This window comes from Pseudomonas sp. 8_5_2, from assembly GCF_059295255.1.
The window spans coordinates 5226705-5246827 of sequence record NZ_CM181238.1 but is presented as its reverse complement, the minus strand read 5'-3'; the positions used below and the strand labels follow the sequence as shown (position 1 = coordinate 5246827).

Annotated in this window: 19 protein-coding genes; 10 read left to right on the top strand and 9 right to left on the bottom strand. The window is 64.5% G+C overall.

Annotation, left to right across the window (positions count from 1 at the left end):
* Nucleotides 1–92: 92 nt before the first annotated feature.
* From hemL to AC5O5R_RS24000, 3 genes are read right to left on the bottom strand one after another with little or no spacing between them, the layout of a single operon-like run.
* Nucleotides 93–1376, bottom strand: a complete 1284-nt coding sequence (hemL, locus tag AC5O5R_RS24010; RefSeq protein ID WP_172228174.1) for a glutamate-1-semialdehyde 2,1-aminomutase — start codon at nt 1374–1376, stop codon at nt 93–95.
* A 16-nt stretch (nt 1377–1392) separates the two neighbouring features.
* The gene (thiE, locus tag AC5O5R_RS24005; protein WP_172228172.1) at nt 1393–2016 is read right to left on the bottom strand and encodes a thiamine phosphate synthase; all 624 of its coding nucleotides are present in this window, start codon (nt 2014–2016) and stop codon (nt 1393–1395) included.
* 13 nt (nt 2017–2029) lie between these two features.
* A complete protein-coding gene (locus AC5O5R_RS24000; protein ID WP_172228170.1) occupies nt 2030–2827 on the bottom strand; it encodes a hydroxymethylpyrimidine/phosphomethylpyrimidine kinase in 798 nt (265 codons plus the stop codon).
* 265 nt (nt 2828–3092) lie between these two features.
* Here AC5O5R_RS24000 and AC5O5R_RS23995 point away from each other — a divergent pair, with 265 nt between their 5' ends.
* The 4 genes from AC5O5R_RS23995 to AC5O5R_RS23980 all read left to right on the top strand — a co-directional run bounded on the left by AC5O5R_RS23995 (nt 3093) and on the right by AC5O5R_RS23980 (nt 9501).
* Nucleotides 3093–5081 (top strand): sensor histidine kinase, encoded by a 1989-nt coding sequence (locus AC5O5R_RS23995; RefSeq protein WP_494514770.1) that lies wholly within the window; start codon nt 3093–3095, stop codon nt 5079–5081.
* A 473-nt stretch (nt 5082–5554) separates the two neighbouring features.
* The gene (locus AC5O5R_RS23990) at nt 5555–7207 is read left to right on the top strand and encodes an acyl-CoA dehydrogenase family protein (protein WP_494514769.1); all 1653 of its coding nucleotides are present in this window, start codon (nt 5555–5557) and stop codon (nt 7205–7207) included.
* A 185-nt stretch (nt 7208–7392) separates the two neighbouring features.
* Nucleotides 7393–8856, top strand: coding sequence for an AMP nucleosidase (gene amn, locus AC5O5R_RS23985; protein WP_172219922.1), 1464 nt, complete (start codon nt 7393–7395; stop codon nt 8854–8856).
* A gap of 6 nt (nt 8857–8862) precedes the next feature.
* Nucleotides 8863–9501 carry a pseudouridine synthase gene (locus AC5O5R_RS23980; protein ID WP_256678422.1) on the top strand — a complete coding sequence of 213 codons (639 nt, stop codon included), beginning with the start codon at nt 8863–8865 and terminating at the stop codon, nt 9499–9501.
* 101 nt (nt 9502–9602) lie between these two features.
* On the opposite strand, the gene AC5O5R_RS23975 is transcribed toward AC5O5R_RS23980, so the two are convergent.
* Both AC5O5R_RS23975 and AC5O5R_RS23970 read right to left on the bottom strand, forming a co-directional pair.
* Entirely contained in the window at nt 9603–9806 is a 204-nt protein-coding gene (locus AC5O5R_RS23975) for a DUF2788 domain-containing protein (protein ID WP_003249787.1), read from the bottom strand.
* Between the two features lie 54 nt (nt 9807–9860).
* Entirely contained in the window at nt 9861–10337 is a 477-nt protein-coding gene (locus AC5O5R_RS23970) for an Lrp/AsnC family transcriptional regulator (protein WP_003249795.1), read from the bottom strand.
* Between the two features lie 393 nt (nt 10338–10730).
* Here AC5O5R_RS23970 and AC5O5R_RS23965 point away from each other — a divergent pair, with 393 nt between their 5' ends.
* On the top strand, nt 10731–11567 hold the full coding sequence (locus tag AC5O5R_RS23965) for a DUF6515 family protein (protein ID WP_172219919.1): 837 nt from the start codon (nt 10731–10733) through the stop codon (nt 11565–11567).
* Nucleotides 11568–11691: 124 nt separating this feature from the next.
* Here the strand turns inward: AC5O5R_RS23965 and AC5O5R_RS23960 are convergent, their stop codons facing one another.
* Together AC5O5R_RS23960 and pmcY are read right to left on the bottom strand one after the other, a co-directional pair.
* Nucleotides 11692–12564, bottom strand: coding sequence for a cation diffusion facilitator family transporter (locus tag AC5O5R_RS23960; RefSeq protein WP_172219917.1), 873 nt, complete (start codon nt 12562–12564; stop codon nt 11692–11694).
* A gap of 37 nt (nt 12565–12601) precedes the next feature.
* Nucleotides 12602–13021 (bottom strand): periplasmic Zn2+ metallochaperone PmcY, encoded by a 420-nt coding sequence (gene pmcY / locus AC5O5R_RS23955; RefSeq protein WP_172219914.1) that lies wholly within the window; start codon nt 13019–13021, stop codon nt 12602–12604.
* A gap of 116 nt (nt 13022–13137) precedes the next feature.
* On the opposite strand from pmcY, the gene hrpB reads away from it, so the two are divergent.
* The gene (hrpB, locus tag AC5O5R_RS23950; RefSeq protein WP_172219911.1) at nt 13138–15666 is read left to right on the top strand and encodes an ATP-dependent helicase HrpB; all 2529 of its coding nucleotides are present in this window, start codon (nt 13138–13140) and stop codon (nt 15664–15666) included.
* 22 nt (nt 15667–15688) lie between these two features.
* Here hrpB and AC5O5R_RS23945 read toward each other — a convergent pair whose 3' ends face one another.
* Both AC5O5R_RS23945 and AC5O5R_RS23940 read right to left on the bottom strand, forming a co-directional pair.
* Nucleotides 15689–16213, bottom strand: a complete 525-nt coding sequence (locus AC5O5R_RS23945; protein WP_372242408.1) for a hypothetical protein — start codon at nt 16211–16213, stop codon at nt 15689–15691.
* A 90-nt stretch (nt 16214–16303) separates the two neighbouring features.
* A complete protein-coding gene (locus AC5O5R_RS23940; protein ID WP_172219908.1) occupies nt 16304–16960 on the bottom strand; it encodes a YciC family protein in 657 nt (218 codons plus the stop codon).
* A gap of 166 nt (nt 16961–17126) precedes the next feature.
* Between AC5O5R_RS23940 and AC5O5R_RS23935 the strand changes: the two genes are divergently transcribed.
* The 4 genes from AC5O5R_RS23935 (at nt 17127) to yedA (ending at nt 20086) form a co-directional block, all read left to right on the top strand.
* A complete protein-coding gene (locus tag AC5O5R_RS23935; RefSeq protein ID WP_172219905.1) occupies nt 17127–17888 on the top strand; it encodes a DUF2076 domain-containing protein in 762 nt (253 codons plus the stop codon).
* Between the two features lie 78 nt (nt 17889–17966).
* Nucleotides 17967–18446: a LabA-like NYN domain-containing protein gene (locus AC5O5R_RS23930; protein ID WP_172219902.1), complete on the top strand. Its 480-nt coding sequence runs from the start codon at nt 17967–17969 to the stop codon at nt 18444–18446.
* A gap of 9 nt (nt 18447–18455) precedes the next feature.
* Nucleotides 18456–19061, top strand: coding sequence for a 3'-5' exonuclease (locus AC5O5R_RS23925; protein WP_172285970.1), 606 nt, complete (start codon nt 18456–18458; stop codon nt 19059–19061).
* A gap of 104 nt (nt 19062–19165) precedes the next feature.
* Nucleotides 19166–20086 carry a drug/metabolite exporter YedA gene (gene yedA, locus AC5O5R_RS23920; RefSeq protein ID WP_172219896.1) on the top strand — a complete coding sequence of 307 codons (921 nt, stop codon included), beginning with the start codon at nt 19166–19168 and terminating at the stop codon, nt 20084–20086.
* Nucleotides 20087–20123 lie beyond the last annotated feature (37 nt).

Below are 20123 nucleotides of genomic sequence, written 5' to 3'. Positions count from 1 at the left end.
GGCCTCTTCGCGGGTAAACCCGCTCCCACAAGTTACACCACATAAGCTGTGGGAGCGGGTTCACCCGCGAAGAGGCTGGTGCAGGCTAACCATCACTTCAGGGCAGCAAAAGCCTTTTCCGCCGCATCCAGGGTGATCTGCAGCTCTTTGTCACCATGGGCAATGGAAGTGAAGCCCGCCTCGAACGCGCTCGGCGCCAGGTACACGCCACCGTCAAGCATCAGGTGGAAGAAGCGCTTGAAGCGGTCGGCATCGCTGGCCATCACGTCTTCGAAGGTGACGATATCGTCGGCACCGCTGAAATACAGGCCGAACATGGCGCCCGCCTGGGTGGTGACGAACGGCACACCAGCGGCATCGGCGCGCTGTTGCAGGCCGTCGAGCATGCGGCTGGTGTAGTCGGTCAGCTCGGCGTGGAAGCCCGGGCGGCTGATCAGCCTGAGTGTAGTGAGGCCTGCGGCCATGGCCAGCGGGTTGCCCGACAAAGTGCCCGCCTGGTAGACCGGGCCTAGCGGGGCGATGCAGCCCATGATTTCGCGCTTGCCACCGAAGCAGCCGACCGGCATGCCGCCGCCGACGATCTTGCCGAAGGTCGACAGGTCGGGCTTGATGCCGTAGTGGCCCTGGGCGCCGCCGAGCGAGACACGGAAACCGGTCATCACTTCGTCGAAGATCAGCACCACGCCATGCTTGTCGCACTGTTCGCGCAGCCCCTCAAGGAAGCCTGGCGCCGGTGGTACGCAGTTCATGTTGCCGGCCACTGGCTCGACAATGATGCAGGCCACGCTCTGGCCGACGTCGGCCAGGGTCTTCTCGACTGCAGCGATGTCGTTGAACGGCAGGGTCAGGGTGTGCTTGGCGAAGTCCGCCGGCACGCCCGCAGAGCTCGGCACACCCTGGGTCAGCAGGCCGGAACCGGCTTTTACCAACAGGCTGTCGGAGTGACCGTGGTAGCAACCTTCGAACTTGATGATGGCGTCGCGGCCCGTGTAGCCACGGGCCAGACGGATGGCGCTCATGGTGGCTTCGGTGCCCGAGCTGACCATGCGGACCATTTCCATTGAAGGCACGATCGAGCAGACCAGGTCGGCCATTTCGGTTTCCATGGCGGTCGGCGCGCCGTAGGACAGGCCGTGCTCCAGCTGCCTGCGTACCGAATCGAGCACCTCGGGGTGGCCGTGGCCGAGGATCATCGGGCCCCAGGAGCCCACGTAGTCGACGTAGCGCTTGTCGTCCTCGTCAACGACGTAGGCGCCTTCGGCATGCTTGAAGAACAGCGGCGTGCCGCCGACGCTCTTGAAAGCGCGGACCGGCGAGTTGACGCCACCGGGGATGTGCTTCTGGGCTTGGGCGAACAGGGCTTCGGAACGGGACATGGAAGGTTCTCTCGAATCAGGATGCGAACAAGGCATTGAAGGCGCGGGCGCGGCGGGTGACTTCCTGCGCGCTGTCGGCACCGAACAGGCCGTGGATCACCGCCAGCAGGTCGGCGCCGTGGGCGACCAGCGGGGCGGCGTTGTCGAGGGTGATGCCGCCGATCACCGCGATCGGCAGTTTCACCTGGGCGCGCGCCTGCTCCAGCAGTTCGACGTTGGCAGCAGGGGCGCCCGGCTTGGTGACGGAATTGAAGAAGCGGCCGAAGGCCACATAGCTGGCGCCTTCGCTGGCGGCCTGGGCGGCCAGGTCGAGGCTTGCGTGGCAGGTGGAGCCGATGATCGCCTGGCGGCCGAGCAGGGCGCGGGCCGGGGTCAGCGGGCCGTCGGTTTGCCCCAGGTGCACGCCGACGCCCAGGCGCGCGGCCAGTTCGGCGTCATCGTTGATGAGCAGCTGGGTGCCATAGCGCTCGCAGAGCTTCATCAGCCCTTCGGCTTCGCGCAGGCGGCGCGCCGCGTCGTCACTTTTGTCGCGGTACTGCAGCAGGCACACGCCGCCTTCCAGGGCCGCCTCGACATGGGACAGGAAACGGCCGGCGAGCAGCTGGCTGTCGGTGATGGCATACAGACCGCGTAGCGTCATTGAAGGCCTCGAATCAGGAACAGTAATCCAGGGGCAGGCGGCGCGGCACGAACTGGCCCTTGCCCAGCTGCTCGGCGTCACGCAGGGTGCGCCAGGTGTAGTCCAGGGCAGTGCGCACAGCGCTTTGCAATTGCTCGCCGAGTGCCAGGCGGCCGGCCAGGGCGCTGGCCAGGGTGCAGCCCGAACCATGGTAGCTGCCAGGCAGGCGCTGGCAGGTCCAGGTGTACTGCTGGCCGTCCTGGGTGTACAGGCGGTTGTGAATTTCGTGCTCTTCGCCGTGACCACCGGTAATCAGCAGGTGTCTACAGAACCGCAGGAGTTTTTCAGCACACTCGTCAGCCGTGCCGTCTGGCAGTTCGGCGAGGATGCGCGCTTCTGGCAGGTTGGGCGTGGCGATGGTCGCCAGCGGCAGCAGGCGTTCGCGCAGGGCGTAGCCCACTTCGTCCTTGCCCAGCCGGCCACCACCACCGGCACGCAACACCGGGTCGCAGACCAGCGGCAGGTGCGGGTGGGCGGCCAGCAGTTCGGCGACGGTGTCGACCATGTCGATCGAGCCGAGCATGCCCAGCTTGACGGCGGCCACCGTGGAGTCGGCCAGTACGGCGTTGGCCTGGGCCAGCACCCACTCGCGGTCGAGCACACGGAAGTCGGAAACGTTGACGGTATCCTGCACGGTCAGGGCGGTCACTGCAGGCGCAGCATGACAGCCTTGGGCGATCAGGGCTTCGATATCTGCCTGCAGGCCGGCGCCGCCACTTGGGTCGTGGCCGGAGAGACAGAGGACAACGGGGCGGGAGCTGTAGGTATTCATGGTCGGCGAGCTTACCACCAAACCTGTTTGGACGGATCGTCCTACAAATGAGTTTTGCTGATCAATCGGTCAGATTTATTTTTGATTTTCTTCTGAAAGTATTGTTCTAGAGCCTTTTCATTGTTTTTTAATATGGTCGATTGCCAGGTTGCGAAGCTATGCTAGAGTGCTCGGATAACTCGACAAACGGGTTCTGCCGGATCACGTCGTCTCAAACGGATGGGAGGCAACCGCGACGCGACCGGACAGGCCATGCTGGGGCTGTATGCGCTATTTGCTGATTGTGCTTCTGGGCTTGCTGCCCGTGCTGGCCGGAGCGGTCGATTTCGACAACGCTACCCGGCACCTTCCGTTGGGCAAGGCGCTGCAGGTCTATGAAGACCTCGACGGCAGTGCCAGCATCGCCCAGGTCAGCGCCCCGGGGTTCGGCAAGAACTTTCGCGCCCATCACCAGGAGGTACTGAACGCCGGTTATTCCACTTCGGTGTTCTGGCTCAAGGTCGATCTGCGTCCCCTCGCCGAGGCCGGCACCGCCCCGCGCCAGTGGTTGCTGGAACTGGCCTACCCACCCCTCGATCACCTCGAGTTATACCTGCCTGATCGCCAGGGTGGCTACCGCCTGGCCCAGCGCACCGGTGATGCCTTGCCTTACGCCAGCCGGCAGATACGGCAGAACAACTACCTGTTCCAGTTGCAGCTGCCGCCTGGCCAGGTCACCACCGCCTACCTGCGCCTGCACAGCCAGGGCTCCGTGCAGGCACCGCTGGCGCTGTGGTCGCCTGAGGCCTATCTGGAAGATCAACCCACACGCCTGTATGTGCTGGGCATGATCTATGGCGTGCTGCTGGTGATGCTGGTGTACAACCTGTTCATCTACCTCAGCGTGCGGGATATCAGCTACCTCTATTACATCCTCTATATCGCTTCGTTCGGGTTCTATCAGGTCTCGGTGAACGGTGCGGGCGTTGCCTATTTCTGGCCCGACAGCCCATGGTGGGCGAATGCCTCGACACCCTTGTTCATCGGTGCCGCAGGCCTGTTCGGCTGCCAGTTCGCGCGGCACTTTCTGCAACTGGGCAACATCAGCCGGGGTTTCGACCGCTTGCTGCAGTTGCTGATGCTGGGCGGGGCGCTGGTCATGGTGCTGGCGGTGAGCATGCCCTACGGCACTGCCCTGCGGATGGCTACATTGCTGGCGTTGCTGTTCACCGTGAGCATCTTCAGCGCCGGGCTGTTCGCCTGGTGGCGCGGCTTGCGCGTGGCGCGCTGGTTCATCATCGCCTGGACGGCGTTCCTGCTGGGTGGCCTGGTCAACACCCTGATGGTGCTGGGCTATCTGCCGAACGTGTTCATCACCATGTATGCCAGCCAGCTGGGTTCGGCGCTGGAAGTAGCACTGCTGTCGCTGGCCTTGGCCGACCGTATCAACAGCCTGCGTGAGCAGCAGGCGCAGACCTTGCGTGAGACCGGGCGCACGCTGGAACAGTTGAACCTGCAACTGGCACGCAGCAACCGGCTTAAGGACGAATTCCTGGCCAGCGTGACCCATGAATTGCGCACCCCGATGAATGGCGTGATCGGCTCGCTGGAGCTGATGCACACCCTGCCGATGGAGGCCGAGATGGCTCAGTACCATCGTACGGCAGTGGGGTCGGCGCAGGGCATGATGGACATGGTCGATGCCATTCTTACGCTCTCCGAGCTGCAAGCCGGCCGCCTGCGCGCGCAGCCGGCGCCGTTCAGCTTGCGAACAATGCTGCAGAGCCTGCGCGCAGGTTATGCCGGACAGGCCTTGGGCAAAGGCTTGTATATCAGCCTGGACATTCCGGCCGATCTGCCGGATGGGCTGATGGGCGATGGGCAGAAGCTGGCGCGCTGCCTGGGGTGCCTTGTAGATAACGGTCTGAAGTTCACCCATCAGGGTGGGGTGATGATCCAGGTGCGCGGTCGCCGGATGGGGCCGGGCGATCTGGCGTTGACCTTTACCGTCAGTGACAGTGGCATCGGCTTTGATGACCTGGAGCAGTCGACCTTGTATCAGCGGTTCTTCCAGGTGGATGGCTCGATGACCCGGCGCTATGGCGGGTTGGGGATCGGGTTGTCGATTTGCCGGCAGATGGGAGAGCTGCTCGGGGCGCGGTTGGCGCATGAATCGACGCGCGGGCTGGGGAGCCGGTTCGAGTTGAGTTTGAACATGGCGGTTTCGCAGGTGCAGGTCAGCTCGACGATTCTGCAGGCGCGGCGTTCGCTTTGACGAGCGCCGCCCGCGCGGCGCATCGCCGGCAAGCCGGCTCCCACATCTGTTTCGGGCCAGTCCCTCCTGTGATTCATCGCTGCCCGCCTTGTTTGTTCCCTTTGATATTGAAAGTGTCGCCTGTGCTTTTCTGCAATCCCCAGCCATGCACCAAGGGCGCGAGTGCGGAGGAGGCAGGAATAACTGGCCCGAAACAGCTGTGGGAGCTGGCTTGCCGGCGATGCGCCGCGCGGGCGGCGCTCGATCTCACAGGCGCTGAATGTGCTGTGGCGAACGCCTGCCAGCCCTGATACCTGTTCAAGGCGAACACCTGTCAGCCCTGACACATGCCCAAGACAGACGCCTACCATCCCCCACACCACCTCAACCTCCTGCCCCCACCACCACACCTTTAGTCACGAATGCTACTTTGCCAACCCCGCAGGCAGTGCTTCACTGGTCCTCTCAAGCCTACCCGGATCCAGGAGCCCCCGATGAACCTGCACCAGTACGCTGAAACCCACGAAGTTACCAACCAGCCGCCACCCCTCGACGGTGCCAACCTGTACCGCCTCGACCTGCCGCTGCAGGAATGGTCACGGCGCTTTGGCGCCGGTTGGGCCGAGTCGCGGATCGATGCCTACGGGGCGCTGGCCGGTGGCCCGCTGATGCAGGCGGGGTTCCTCGCCAACGCACACAAACCCGAGTTCAGCAGCCACGACCGCTACGGCCACCGCATCGACCTGGTCGAATTCCACCCGGCCTACCATGAGCTGATGCGCACCGCCGTCGAACACGGCCTGCCGTCCTTGCCCTGGGCCGAGCCCCGCCCAGGTGCCCATGTGGCACGGGCGTCGATGACCTACCTGCACAGCCAGGCCGAAGCCGGCACCGGCTGCCCGCTGACCATGACCTTCGCCGCCGTGCCAGCGCTGCGCCTGCAACCGGACCTGGCCGAATACTGGCTGCCGAAAATCCTCGCCTGCGAGTACGACCCGCGCAACATCGGCGACCGGCACAAGGCCGGGGTCACCCTGGGCATGGCCATGACCGAGAAGCAGGGCGGCACCGATGTGCGCGCCAACACCACGCGGGCTTACCCTGTGGGCATCGCGGGTCCCGGTCAGCCCTACGAACTGGTGGGCCACAAGTGGTTCTGCTCGGCGCCCATGTGCGATGCCTTCCTGACCCTGGCGCAGACCGAGAAAGGCCTCAGCTGCTTTCTGCTGCCGCGCCATCGCCCCGATGACGGCCGCAACCAGTTCTATATCCAGCGCCTGAAAAACAAACTGGGCAACAGCTCCAACGCCTCCAGCGAAGTGGAGTTCCGCGGTGCGCTGGCGTGGATGATCGGCGAAGAAGGACGTGGGGTGCCGACCATCATCGAAATGGTCGCCATGACCCGCTTCGATTGCATGGTGGGTTCCAGCGCGTTGATGCGTCAGGCCCTGACCCAGGCCACTCACCACTGCGCGCACCGCAAGGTCGGCGGGCGGGCACTGAGCGAGCAGCCACTGATGCAGAACGTGCTGGCCGACCTGGCCCTGGAAAGCGAGGCTGCGCTGGCCATGAGCCTGCGCATGGGACAGGCGCTTGAGCAACTGGACGACCCGCAGCAGGCGCATTTTGCCCGGCTGGTCACGGCGGTGGGCAAGTACTGGATCTGCAAACGCGCACCCGCCATGATCAACGAGGCCGCCGAGTGCCTGGGCGGCGCGGGTTATGTGGAAGACAGCATCCTGCCCCGGTTGTACCGCGAGGCGCCGGTCAACTCGACCTGGGAGGGCTCGGGCAATGTGCAGTGCCTGGATGTGCTGCGGGCGTTGTCCAAGGAGCCCGGTGTGCTCGATGCCTTGTTCACCGAATTGGGCGATGGGCACGGTGATGCTCGGTTGGCGGCGCATATCGGTAACCTGAAGGGGGCATTTGCCGATACGGGCGACATGCAGTACCGGGCGCGGCAGCTGACCGAGGATATTGCCTTGGCATTGCAGGCCAAGCTGTTGCTGGAGGCGGGCAATGCGTTGGTCAGTGATGCGTTCATTGGTAGCCGGCTGGCGGGTGGTGGGCGGGTGTACGGGGCGTTGCCGCGCGGTGTTGATGTGCAGGCCCTGGTGGCCAGGGCAACACCCACCTGGCCAGGTTGAGTTGGCTGTGAGGGCCCTGTCGCCGGCAAGCCAGCGCCCACAAGTAGTGCACCGGTGTCGAATGCTCTGCAGTTCCTGTGGGAGCTGGCGTGCCGGCGATGAGGCCGGGACTGACCACCGGGGATGTATTTGCCACGAAACGCAGGCAAGATGCTTCACATGCATGTCCAGACAGGAAGCACAGTGTGAGCCACGCTTTTGTAGTCGTTGATACTCCCGAACAGGCCGTCGACCGTTTGGCGGCCCTGCACGAACAGGCCACAGGGGCCCTGAGCCAGGCCCTGAAGCGTTACCTGAAGGACCGTACCGAGCCGGACGCCGAAGAGCGTGACCTGTTCCGCTACCCGGCGCTGCGCCTGACCTACTTCAGCCACGGCGAAGTCGCGGCTACAACGCGCGCCTACGCCAAGGTTCAGGTGGCCGGCACCTACAGCGTCACCGTCACCCAGCCAGCGGCATTTCGTGGCTACCTGCTGGAGCAACTGCGCCCGCTGATGCACGACTACACCGTCACGGTAGAGGTTGGCGTCAGTGAACAGAACATTCCTTACCCCTACGTGGTCGACCAGGGCGACGAGCTGGCTGGCAGCGGCATCACCGCCGCGCAATTGGCCAGGGTGTTCCCAAGCACCGACTTGTCTGCCGCCACCGACAATATCGCCGATGGCCTGTATGACTGGGACAGCACCGATACCTTGCCGCTGGCGCTGTTCGATGCCGCGCGCGTCGACTTCTCGCTGCGTCGCCTGGTGCACTACACCGGCAGCGACTGGCGCCATGTGCAGCCATGGATCCTGCTGACCAACTATCACCGTTATGTCGACCAGTTCATCAGCCACGGCCTTGAACAGCTGCGTGACGACCCGCGCTTCGTGCGCATGGTGCTGCCGGGCAACGTGGTGATCGAAAAAGCCATGGATCACGGCGAAACCCAGGCGCTGGTGGCAAGCGTGGTCTGGCACCGCTACCAGATGCCCGCTTACCACCTGATCGCCGCCGACGGCGATGGCGTCACCCTTGTCAACATCGGTGTCGGCCCGTCCAACGCCAAGAACATCACCGACCACCTGGCCGTGCTGCGTCCCCACTGCTGGCTGATGATCGGTCATTGTGGCGGCCTGCGGCAGTCGCAGACCATTGGCGACTACGTACTCGCGCACGCCTACATGCGCCGCGACGGTATTCTCGACCGGGTAGTACCACCGAACATTCCGATCCCGGCCCTGGCCGAAGTGCAGCTGGCCTTGCAGGAGGCCGCCGCGCAGGTGACCGGCGAACGCGGCGAGCAGCTGAAGAAGCGCCTGCGCACCGGTACCGTGCTGACCTACGACGACCGCAACTGGGAGCTGCGCTGGGCCCAGGAGCGGCCGCTGATCAACCTGTCCCGTGCCGTGGCGGTGGACATGGAAAGCGGCACCATCGCGGCCCAGGGTTACCGTTTGCGCGTGCCATACGGCACCTTGCTGTGTGTTTCCGACAAGCCGTTGCACAGCGAGATCAAGCTGCCTGGCTCGGCCAACGCGTTCTACAACAGAGCGGTAAGCCAGCACCTGAAAATCGGCATTGCTGCCCTCGACCTGCTGCGCACCGAGCTCAACTCGCTGCACTCGCGTAAACTGCGCAGCTTCGATGAGCCGCCGTTCCGCTGAGGATCCATGTCACTGCCACCCCGTAACAAGCCGCGCCGCCCCCAGGCGCGGCCTGCCGCCGGCCCGCGTCGCCAGGCCAAGGCGCCACCGGCCGAGCCGCGCCTGATACTGTTCAACAAACCGTTCGACGTGCTCACCCAGTTCAGCGACGGAGAAGGGCGCGCGACCCTCAAGGACTTCATCGACATCCCGGGCGTGTACCCGGCCGGGCGGCTGGACCGCGACAGTGAGGGCCTGCTGCTGCTGACCAACGATGGCGCCCTGCAGGCCCGTATTGCCGACCCCAAACACAAGCTGGCCAAGACATACTGGGTGCAGGTAGAGGGCGAGCCGAGTGACGAGCAGTTGCAGCGCTTGCGCGACGGTGTGGAACTGAACGATGGCCCGACCTTGCCGGCCGAGGCACGGCGCCTGGAAGAGCCAGACCTGTGGCCGCGCAACCCGCCGGTACGCTTTCGCAAAAGTGTGCCGACCCACTGGCTGGAACTGGTGATTCGCGAGGGGCGCAATCGCCAGGTGCGGCGCATGACGGCGGCGGTAGGGCTGCCCACCTTGCGCCTGGTGCGGGTACGGATTGGCGACTGGGCGCTGGATGGGCTGGAGCAGGGCTGCTGGCGCGAAGTCCCGGCGAAACTGCAGCGTTAGAGCCGGGTCCGCTTGGCGCAGGCTCGGCATTGTGCGATCCCTTGTAGGAGCGGCCTCGTGTCGCGAACGGAGCGCAAAGCGCTCCCAGCACTTCAAGCGCTCTACACCCCTTCGAGGAACCCCACCACCACGCTCTTGATGATAAAGGCCAGCACCCCAAGGCCCAACACGAAGAACAGTATCAGCGTCCCGAACTTGCCCGCCTTGGACTTTTTCGCCAGGTCCCAGACGATGAACCCCATGAAACCGATCAACACGGTGACCAGGATGATCATCATCCATTCTTCGAATACGGCGGGATCCATCGTTGTTCTCCGGGCAGGCTGAGCAGCCGATTATACGCCAGCGGGCGCAGGCAATCAGCGCAGGTGGGTCAATGGCAGCTCGGTGCTGGCCAGTACCTGGTTGAGCACGAAGCTCGACCGTACGCTGGTAACGCCTTCGATACGGGTGAGGCTGCCCAGAAGCAGCTTCTGATAGTGGTCCATGTCCGGCACCACCACTTTCAGCTGGTAGTCAGCATCCATGCCGGTCACCAGGCTGCATTCGAGCACCTGCGGCAAGTTGCGAATGGCCGCCTCGAAGGTTTCGAAGCGTTCAGGGGTATGGCGGTCCATGCCGATCAGCACGTAGGCGGTCAGGCTCAGGCCCAGCTTCTTGCGGTCGAGCAAGGCTACCTGACGCGAGATGTAGCCGTCGTCTTCCAATTGCTTGACCCGACGTGAGCACGGCGAAGGCGACAGGCCGATGCGTTCGGCCAGTTCCTGGTTGGAAATGCGCGCATCGCGCTGCAGTTCGGCGAGGATGCTCAGGTCGTAGCGGTCAAGTTTGCTCATGGCATTTGCCTTTTCTGTTCAGATTGCGGCGAATTATCAATCCAGGGTTAAAAATTGCGCAAGTGCTATTTATCTCAGCAATCTTCGCAATCCTGTGTCGCAGTGGGTCCGGTATCTTTATCAACAGAATCACTGCCCGGACATCAGTCCACGGCGACGCGCTCTAGACGGGCGGTCGCGGCCAGCCATCCAACCAGGATCTGCAGGCCCCCGGGCTACACACCTTCCAGAAGACGGTGTGAGGTGAGCCGGCGCCACAAGCGCCGAGCACGGACGACAATTCCTGAAGGGAGGCCCTGCGGCCTCCCTTTTTTCATGGCTGCGATTTCATTCGCCGGGGATGCAGGCGCGGTAGACTGGCGGCAGGCCGTTTCATATACCGCGAGGCACAACATGAAGTCGCGCATCTGGCAGTTGGCAGGTGTTGGTTTGCTGGGTTTGAGCATCAGCCTCGGGGCCCTGGCCGAAGGGCCGGGCGAGGGGCATGGCGAACACGGCCAGCAGGTGCAAGGGGAGGGTGGGCCCGGTCGTTCGCTGAACTCGCGCGACGAGGTGCGCCAGACCCAGCCGCCACGGCAGGGGTATTACCAGGACATTCCGCGCCGTCACGGCGATGACCACCACTGGCAGGCAGGTGGCCCGGGGCAACGGCCCGGCGGGGACTGGCAGGGGCGCCCGGATGGCCATGGCAATGGCTGGGGGCCTGGGCCGCAGTACCGTCCGGGGCAGACTGTGGAGCGCTTTGCGGATCGCTACTGGAAAGTGCCTTATCGCGGGCAGGAGTACTTTTATTCCGGTGGCTACTGGTACCGTCCGCACGGTGGCCGATACATCGTCGTGGCGCCGCCTTATGGAGTAAGGGTGGAGTACCTGCCGTCCTATGCCCGTGAAGTGTGGTTGGGCGGGGCGCTGTTTTTCCTGGTGGCCGATACCTATTACCAGTACATGGCCGACAGCCGCGAGTACGTGGTGGTCAACCCACCTGCCGTAGCGCCACCGCCGGTGGCGGTCGCGTCGGCGAGCGGTGGTTATGACGTGGTGGCTTACCCCATGTACGGCCAGGGCCAGGAGCAGCAGGACCAGGACCGCTACCAGTGCCATCGCTGGGCGGTCAGCCAGTCAGGGTTCGACCCGGCGACAGCGCCGTATGCGCCGCCGGTCAATGTGGCCGATAACTATCGGCGCGCGCTGGGCGCCTGCTTCAGTGGGCGGGGGTACAGCATCAACTGATCGAGGTGTACGGCCTGCCCAGGCGCTATCGCCGGCAAGCCAGCTCCCACCGGCATTGTGCATGCATCGAGGCCGGTGCAGTCCCTGTGGGAGCTGGCTTGCCGGCGATAGCGTCCTTGCAGGTTTACACAGGATCCGCGTGCACCATCACATCCGCTTGGGGATAACGCTGGCGGATTACCCTTGAGGCCTCGACGCATAGCTCATGCGCCTGATGCAGCGGCAGCTGCCCCGGCAGTTCCAGGTGCAACTGCACGAACCACTGGTTGCCCGACACCCGCGTACGCAGGTCATGCACGCCTTTCACCCCGGGGATGGCCAGCACCAGTGCGGCCATGGCCTCGCCGACATTACCGGGCAGTTCCTTGTCCATCAGGATGGCCGTGCTTTCGCGGGCAATCTGCAACGCGCTCCAGAGGATATAGAACGCGATGCCCAAGCCGAACAGCGCATCCAGTTGCGGCCAGCCAAAGCGTGCCAGCAGCAGGGCCAGCAGGATGCTGCTGTTAAGCAGCAGGTCCGACCGGTAGTGCAGGGAGTCGGCGCGCACCGCAGTTGAACCGGTCAGCCGGATGACCTTGTGCTGCAGCGCCAGCAGGGCCAGGGTGAGCGCCAGCGACAACAGCATCACCGCGATCCCTGTACCGGTATCCCCCAAAGGTTGCGGGCTCTGCAGGCGTTCGACCGCCTGTACCCCGATCAGCACCGCACTGACACCGATGAACAGGGCCTGCGCCATGCCGGCCAGGGCTTCTGCTTTGCCATGGCCAAAACGGTGGTCATCGTCGGCGGGGCGCAGCGCATAGTGCACGGCGAGCAGGTTGAGAAACGAGGCGACAGCGTCCAGTGCCGAGTCGGTCAGCCCGGCCAGCAGGCTGACCGAGCCGCTCAGCCACCAGGCCAGCGCTTTGCTCAGCACCAGGATGCTGGCCACCGCCAATGATGCGCGGGTGGCCAGGCGTAGCAGGCGCTGGTGTTCAGCCGGGGTGGTGCTCATCCGTGGTCAGTGTCCTTGTGCTCAGTGCCCTTGTGGTTCAGGCGGCGGGCGCCAGGCCCAGGCTGGCCAGCTGCTCGACGCTGCCACGGTGCTGGATCAGCCGTGGGTCGTTCAGCGGCAGGCGCTGGCCAAGTTCGCTCTCGAGGATGGCCTGCAGCTTCAGGTTGTCGACCTTGCCATCCGGGCCGACGGCGTCGCGCAGTTTGCCCGGGTCGACCTGTGCGGTATGCCCGCCTGGGTAGTAGATGGCGCCCGTGGCGAAGTCGATGCCGAAGGCGATCAGGCCCGGGATCACGTAGAACAGGATGCCGATGGCGTCCATGGCGGCAACCACTGGGTCGATCTTGCCGCCGATCTGGCCGCGACGGTCCGGGTAGAAAAGGGTGCCGCAGGCGGTCAGTTGGGTCAGCAGGGTGGCGATGAGGGCGCCACCGATGACGCGGGTTGGGATGCGCATGTAAATCTCCGAAAAGTTCTTCAGCAGGGCAAGCGAAGCGCCTGCGCCTGTTGCTAAGACCATGATAGAGCAGGCTGGGTTCGCCGTTATACTCGCCGGACTGTTCGAGGACCACCATGATTTCTTTACCAATCGATGCCGTGTTGCCGGCCCTGCGCCAGGCCCTGGAAAACCGCGACGAAGCCGTGCTGGAGGCGCCCCCTGGCGCCGGCAAGACCACCCGCGTGCCGCTGGCGCTGCTGAACCAGCCGTGGCTGGCCGGGCAGACCATCCTCATGCTTGAGCCGCGACGCCTGGCGGCGCGGGCAGCTGCCGAGCGGCTGGCCAGCGAGCTGGGCGAAAAGGTGGGCGAAACCGTGGGCTACCGTATCCGCCTGGACAGCAAGGTCGGGCCGAAAACCCGCATCGAGGTGGTCACAGAAGGCATCCTCACCCGTCGCCTGCAGGCCGACCCGGCACTGGAAGGTGTGGGCCTGCTGATTTTTGACGAATATCACGAGCGCAGCCTGGACGCAGACCTGGCGCTGGCGCTGAGCCTGAATGGGCGCGAGCTTTTGCGTGACGACCCGCCGCTGAAGATTCTGCTGATGTCCGCCACCCTGGAGGGCGAGCGGCTGTCGCGGCTGCTGGACGATGCCCCGGTGGTCAGCAGTGAAGGGCGCATGCACCCGGTGGACATTCGCTGGGGCCGGCCCTTCCAGCCCGGGGAATTCATCGAGCCGCGGGTGGTGGATAGCGTGCTCCAGGCGCTGGCTGACCAGACCGGCAGTGTGCTGGTGTTCCTGCCGGGCCAGGCCGAGATCCGCCGTGTGCACCAGAGCCTGCAGGAGGCGTTGGGCGAACGCCCCGGGATTCTGCTGTGCCCGCTGCATGGCGAACTCGACCTCAATGCCCAGCGCGCTGCCATCGACCCTGCGCCCAAAGGCCAGCGCAAGGTGGTGCTGGCCACCAACATCGCCGAAACCAGCCTGACTATCGACGGCGTGCGCGTGGTGATCGACGCAGGCCTGGCGCGGGTGCCCCGTTTCGACCCCGGCAGCGGCATGACCCGCCTCGACACCCAGCGCATTTCCCGCGCCAGCGCCACCCAGCGCGCCGGCCGTGCCGGCCGACTTGAGCCGGGTGTGTGCTACCGCTTGTGGTCCGAGGCCCAGCATGACCAGCTTGCCACCCATGGCAGCGCCGAAATCCTTCAGGCCGACCTGGCCGGCCTGGCCCTGCAACTGGCGCGTTGGGGCGTTACGCCCGAGCAGTTGCGCTGGCTGGACCAGCCGCCTGTTGCCGCATTCGGCCAGGCCCAGGACCTGCTGGCGCGGCTGAATGCCTTCAAGGCGGGTAGCCGCGACAACCTCAGCGAACATGGCCAGGCCATGGCCGAGCTACCCGCCCACCCGCGCATCGCCCACCTGTTATTGCGTGGCCAGGACCTGGGCCTGGCACAGATGGCTTGTGACGTGGCGGCGTTGTTGGGCGAGCGGGATATCCAGCGCGGCGGCGGTGCCGACCTGCACAGCCGGCTGGCGCTGGTCAGCGGCGAGAGCAAGGCTGCCCGTGGCGGCCAGGGTGGCGTGCAGCGCGCCCGCCAGCTGGCGCGCCAGTACCGCAGCTTGCTGCGGGTCAAAACGGGTGCGCCCGTCGCTGACCCGGATCACCCACGTTGGCTGGGCGCGCTGCTGGCGCTGGCCTACCCCGACCGCGTCGCCCAGCAGCGCCGCGAGGGCGGTGCCGAGTATCGCTTGGCCAACGGCCGTGCGGCGCTGTTTGCCGAAGTCGATGCCTTGATGAAGTGCCCGTGGTTGGTGATCGCCGACCTCGGTAGCCGGCAAGGCCAGCGTGAGGAGCGGATCTACCTGGCGGCCGAGTTCGACCCGGCCCTGCTCGACGGCGTGCTGGCCGAGCAAGTCGAGCGGGTCGACATTCTGGATTGGGACGAGCGCGAGCAGGTGTTGCGTGCCGAGCGCCAGATCAAGGTTGGCGAGCTGGTGCTCAGCCGCGAGCCGCTGCCCGGCCTGGACGACCAGGCTCGGGCCCGGGCGTTGCTTGGTCTGGTGCGGCGCAAAGGCTTGAACGTGCTGAGCTGGACGCCTGAACTGCGGCAGTGGCAGGCACGAGTGGCACTGTTGCGCCAGCTCGACCTGGCCAAGGAAAGCCACAGCGACTGGCCCGATCTGGGTGACGAAGCCCTGCTCGCCAGCCTGGAAGACTGGCTGCAGCCGTACTTGGGCAAAGTGTCCCGCCTCAGCCATTTCGCCGCGCTGGACCTGCCGTCGATGCTGCGCAACCTGTTGCCCTGGCCGCTGCCGCAGCGCCTGGAAGAACAGGCCCCGGCGCAGCTGACGGTGCCGTCCGGCTCCAGCATCCGCCTGGATTACAGCGAAACCCCGCCGATCCTCGCCGTGCGCCTGCAAGAGCTGTTCGGCCTTGCCGACACACCGCGCATCGCCAACGGCCGCCAGCAAGTCAAACTGCACTTGCTGTCGCCGGCGCGTCGCCCGGTGCAGGTGACCCAGGACCTGGCCAACTTCTGGCGCACGACCTATGCCGAGGTGAAGAAGGACCTGAAAGGGCGCTATCCGAAGCATTACTGGCCGGATGACCCGCTAGTTGCCGAGGCTACGGCACGGGCCAAGCCTCGCGGGACCTGAAACCACAAGGTCTGGTTGGGGGTCAGTTGTGAACACGCTGCAGGATGAAAAGAGTGTCAGCACCTGCCTGGGCGTTCAAATAGGAGAATCGAGGGGTATCGGTTGCAGAATCGTGTCGCGCCTTGACGGCGTGGCCAAGATGGTCGCGCAGGCGGCACAGCACTGCGTTCTCTGACCACTCCAAGGGTTCGATCTTGATGAAGTCGCTGACGGTTGAGACCTGATAAAGGCCCAGGTAGCCATTGCGGCTGATGCCTACCTTTTTTTCGTGGTCCGGCCCACTTCCGGTGATCATGAAGTGCAATCGATCCGAGCTTCTTGAATGCAGCAGAAAGCGAAAGGTGTAGGCAGGCTTTTCCTTGCCCGCAACGATCCAGTCGCTTTGACCACCCAGGACGTTGCCCTCACGGTCTTCGAAATAGCTGCGGTAAACGGCTCTTTCGGGATCAGCAGACGGCGTTGTGGTAGCGGGCGGCACGGTATGCAGGGTGCCAAGGAATACTTCGAGTTGGTCAGCCCACGTGGTGGGGATGGTAGGTACGTTCACCTGCTGTTCTCCATCGGTTCGAAAAGGCGAGCCCAGCATAGTGGGCCCTCCGAACAGCAGGCATGGTCAAGGGCTTCCTTTGGCGGCATGTCAGCCGGCGGTTTCGCCCTCCAGCAGCATGAACAAGCGAAACAGCACCACGGTGCTGAACAGCTGCAGGAATCCGCTGAGGCTGTCCATGGCCAGTTCCATGCCCGGCGATGGCTCGGGGAAGGCCATCAGCAACAACCCGTCGATCAGCCAGATCGGCGCCAGCACACTCACCACGCAGATCATGATCCGCATGAAGTGACCGGTGGTCATGCGCGCGCTTTCGCGCATCGCCTGCACCACGGGCAGGCCGCGCAGCACCAGCAGGTACTCGGCGAACACCAGGTTGATCATGATCCACACCCCCGGGAACACGAACAGTGCCAGGCCGGCCATGATCAGCAGCGAGCTGATCAGTATCAGCAGCGCCAGTTGCGGCCACAGTTGCAGGGCCCGGGCGAACAGGTCGCGCTTGCCGATTTCCTGGCCATTGCTGCGGGTGTCGAGGTAAAGGATCAGTGCCGCGCTGTACAGCGGGTAGAACAACAGACTGACCAGCATGCCGTAGGCCGGCGATGCCTGGTCGCCCATCTGCCGGTACAGCAGTTGGGTGAGCAAGGCCTCCAGCACCACCAGCGGCAGGCACAGCTGGACAATGTTCGGCAGGTGGCGGCGGAAGAAGTACAGGGAGTCGCGCAGGACGCTCAGCGGATTCATCGGTCAACATCGCATGGCAGTAAAAACAGGGGCATAACTTTAGCCCAAAGCGGGCCCGCGTCTGTCACTTGCTGAAAAAAGTTTCACGGCACAGGTTATTGAATCCTACGCCTGCACGCCCCATCTTTGAGCCTGTCCGATGTCCCGCTACCCATGAGGTCGCCCCATGAATACTGAAGAACAATCCCTGATCGACGGCCTGTTCGGCCGCATCAAGCAAGCCGAAGACCCAGCGCAGCCGCGTGATGCGCAGGCCCAGGCATGCATCGAGGGGCACCTGCGTCAGCAGCCGGCGGCGCCTTACTACATGGCCCAGGCGATCCTGGTACAGGAAGCCGCACTCAAGCGCCTGGACGAGCAGAACAAACAGCTGGAAGCCGAACTGAAGCGGGCCCGCGCGCAGGCCGAGGCCGCACAGGCTGCCAATAGTGCGCCGAGCAATGGCGGTGGTGGCTTCCTGTCCGGCATCTTTGGTTCGGGTGGGCGTAGCGCTGCCCCGGCTGTGCAGCAGCCGCAGCGTCCTTCGGCACCCGCGGTGGCGTCGGGCGGTGGTTGGCGTGAGCCGTCGGCACCGGGTTTTTCCCAGCCACAGGCGCAGCAGCCGGGGTTTGGCGCCGCCCCTGCGCGCGGTGGTGCCAGCAGCTTCCTGGGTGGCGCCATGCAGACCGCCGCCGGTGTGGCGGGCGGGGTATTGCTGGCGCAGGGCATCAGCAGCCTGTTCAACCACAACTCGCAACCGGAAGAGGTGGTTGAAGTGGTCAATGAAGAGCCCCTGCCGGCCAGTGACAGCGGCGGCTGGAACGACCAGGGCGGGCAGCAGCAAGTGGCTGACAATAGTGGGTGGGGCAATGACCAGGGTGGTTACGCCGACACCGATTATGGCAGCGATGGTGGTGGGTTCTTCTCGGACGATGACTCGTACGTCTGACAGGTCTGGCATACTGCTGGCATTTCCGGTGGCTGCCAGGCGGCCCCCGGTATCCCAGGCCAGACATGAGGTTCCCAGGTGAAAAAGATCGCGCTGTTCGCCGATGTGCAGAACCTCTACTACACCGTGCGCCAGGCGCACGGTTGCCATTTCAACTACACCGCCCTGTGGGCCGATGTCAGCCGCGAAGGCCAGATCGTCGAGGCCGTGGCCTACGCCATTGATCGCGGTGACAGCAAGCAGCAGCAATTCCAGCAGATTCTGCGCAACCTCGGGTTCGAGGTGCGGCTGAAGCCGTTCATCCAGCGCAGCGATGGGTCGGCCAAAGGTGACTGGGACGTTGGCATCACCCTGGATGTGATTGACGCGGCAAGCCGGGTCGACCAGGTCGTGCTGGCCTCGGGGGACGGCGATTTTGACCTGTTGCTGGAACGGGTGATCCAGCGCCATGGCACCGAGGCGGTGGTGTATGGCGTGCCTGGGCTTACCGCGCTGTCGTTGATCCGTGCCGCCACCCGCTATGTACCTATCGAAGGTACGCTGTTGCTCAAACACTAAGGTCTGTTCATGGAACGTATTGCTGTCATCGACTTTGAAACCACTGGCATCACCCCCAGCGCCGGCTGCCGCGCCACCGAGGTGGCGGTCGTGATGCTGGAGCGCGGGCGTATCGTCGAGCGCTACCAGAGCCTGATGAACGCCGGCGTGCCGGTGCCGGCGTTCGTCGCCGGGCTGACTGGCATCACCACCGCCATGCTGCGCAGTGCGCCACCGGTGGACAAGGTGATGAACGAAGTGGCCGAATTCGTCGGTGGCACGCCACTGCTGGCGCATAACGCTGCCTTCGACCAGAAGTTCTGGGACTACGAACTTGGCCGTATCGGCCGCAGCCGCAGCCAGTCATTCGCCTGTTCGCTGTTGTTGTCGCGACGCTTGTTGCCGGCGGCGCCGAACCACAAGCTGGGCACTCTGACCCGCTGGGCCGGGCTGCCGGATACCGGTGCCGCGCACCGTGCCATGGCTGATGCCGAGATGGCGGCCAACCTGCTGCAGCATCTGGCTGGCGTATTGCGCCAGAACCATGGGGTGCAGCAACTTTCGCACGATATGCTGTGCCGCTTGCAGAAAACACCTGCGGCGAAGGTTCGCGAGGCGTTGGCGAAATATTGTTAGAGCGGCGCAAAAGTGTGCCGCCCATTTCAAGCCATTTTGTAACTTATCTTTGCCTTGGCAGGCCCTTAAACTGAATCACCCGTAAACGGATTTCGAGTTTTTCCATGCCTGCCTCCCGTCGCTTCCCGTTATTGCTCATTGGTGCCTTTCTTGCCCTGTATCTGGTTTGGGGCTCCACCTACCTGTTCATTCGCATTGGTGTCGAGAGCTGGCCGCCGATGCTGATGGCCGGGGTGCGCTTCCTGATTGCCGGTGGCCTGCTGTATGGCTTCCTGCGCTGGCGCGGGGTGCCAGCGCCGACGTGGCCGCAATGGCGAGCGGCGGGGGCGATCGGCTTTCTGCTGCTGAGTTGCGGCAACGGCGGTGTGACCGTGGCCGAACATGCCGGCGTGGCTTCGGGCGTGGCAGCATTGGCGGTGGCGACGGTGCCCCTGTTCACCTTGCTGTTCGGCCTGTTGTTCGGGCACCGTAATTCCAGGTTGGAGTGGGCGGGGATTGCCCTTGGGCTGGTGGGCATCGGCATGCTCAACCTGGGCTCCAACCTGCAGGCCAGCCCGATTGGTGCAGCATTGATCATTTTCGCCGCCGCCTCCTGGGCGTTTGGTTCGGTGTGGAGCAAATCGCTGCCACTGCCGCAGGGCCCGATGGCCAGCGCCGCGGAAATGCTGGTCGGTGGTGCCGTGCTGTTGCTGGGCAGTGTGCTGTCTGGCGAGCGCATGACGCAGATGCCGACAGCCGCCGGCTGGGGAGCGCTGGCGTACCTGGTGTTGTTCGGCTCGATCCTGGCGTTCAGTGCCTACATGTACCTGCTCAAGCATGTTCGCCCGGCGGCCGCCACCAGCTATGCCTACGTCAACCCGGCGGTAGCGGTGTTGCTGGGCATCGTCTTTGCCGGTGAACAGATTGGCGCCGAAGAGTGCGTGGCCATGGCGGTGATCATCGGCGCGGTGGTGCTGATCGGCCTGCCGCAGTGGCGCAAGGCACCTGCGCCGGCGCAACCGTTGAAAGGTGAAATCTGCAAGTAGGCAGGGGCGATGCGGTAAACTTGCCGCCTTCGCTGAA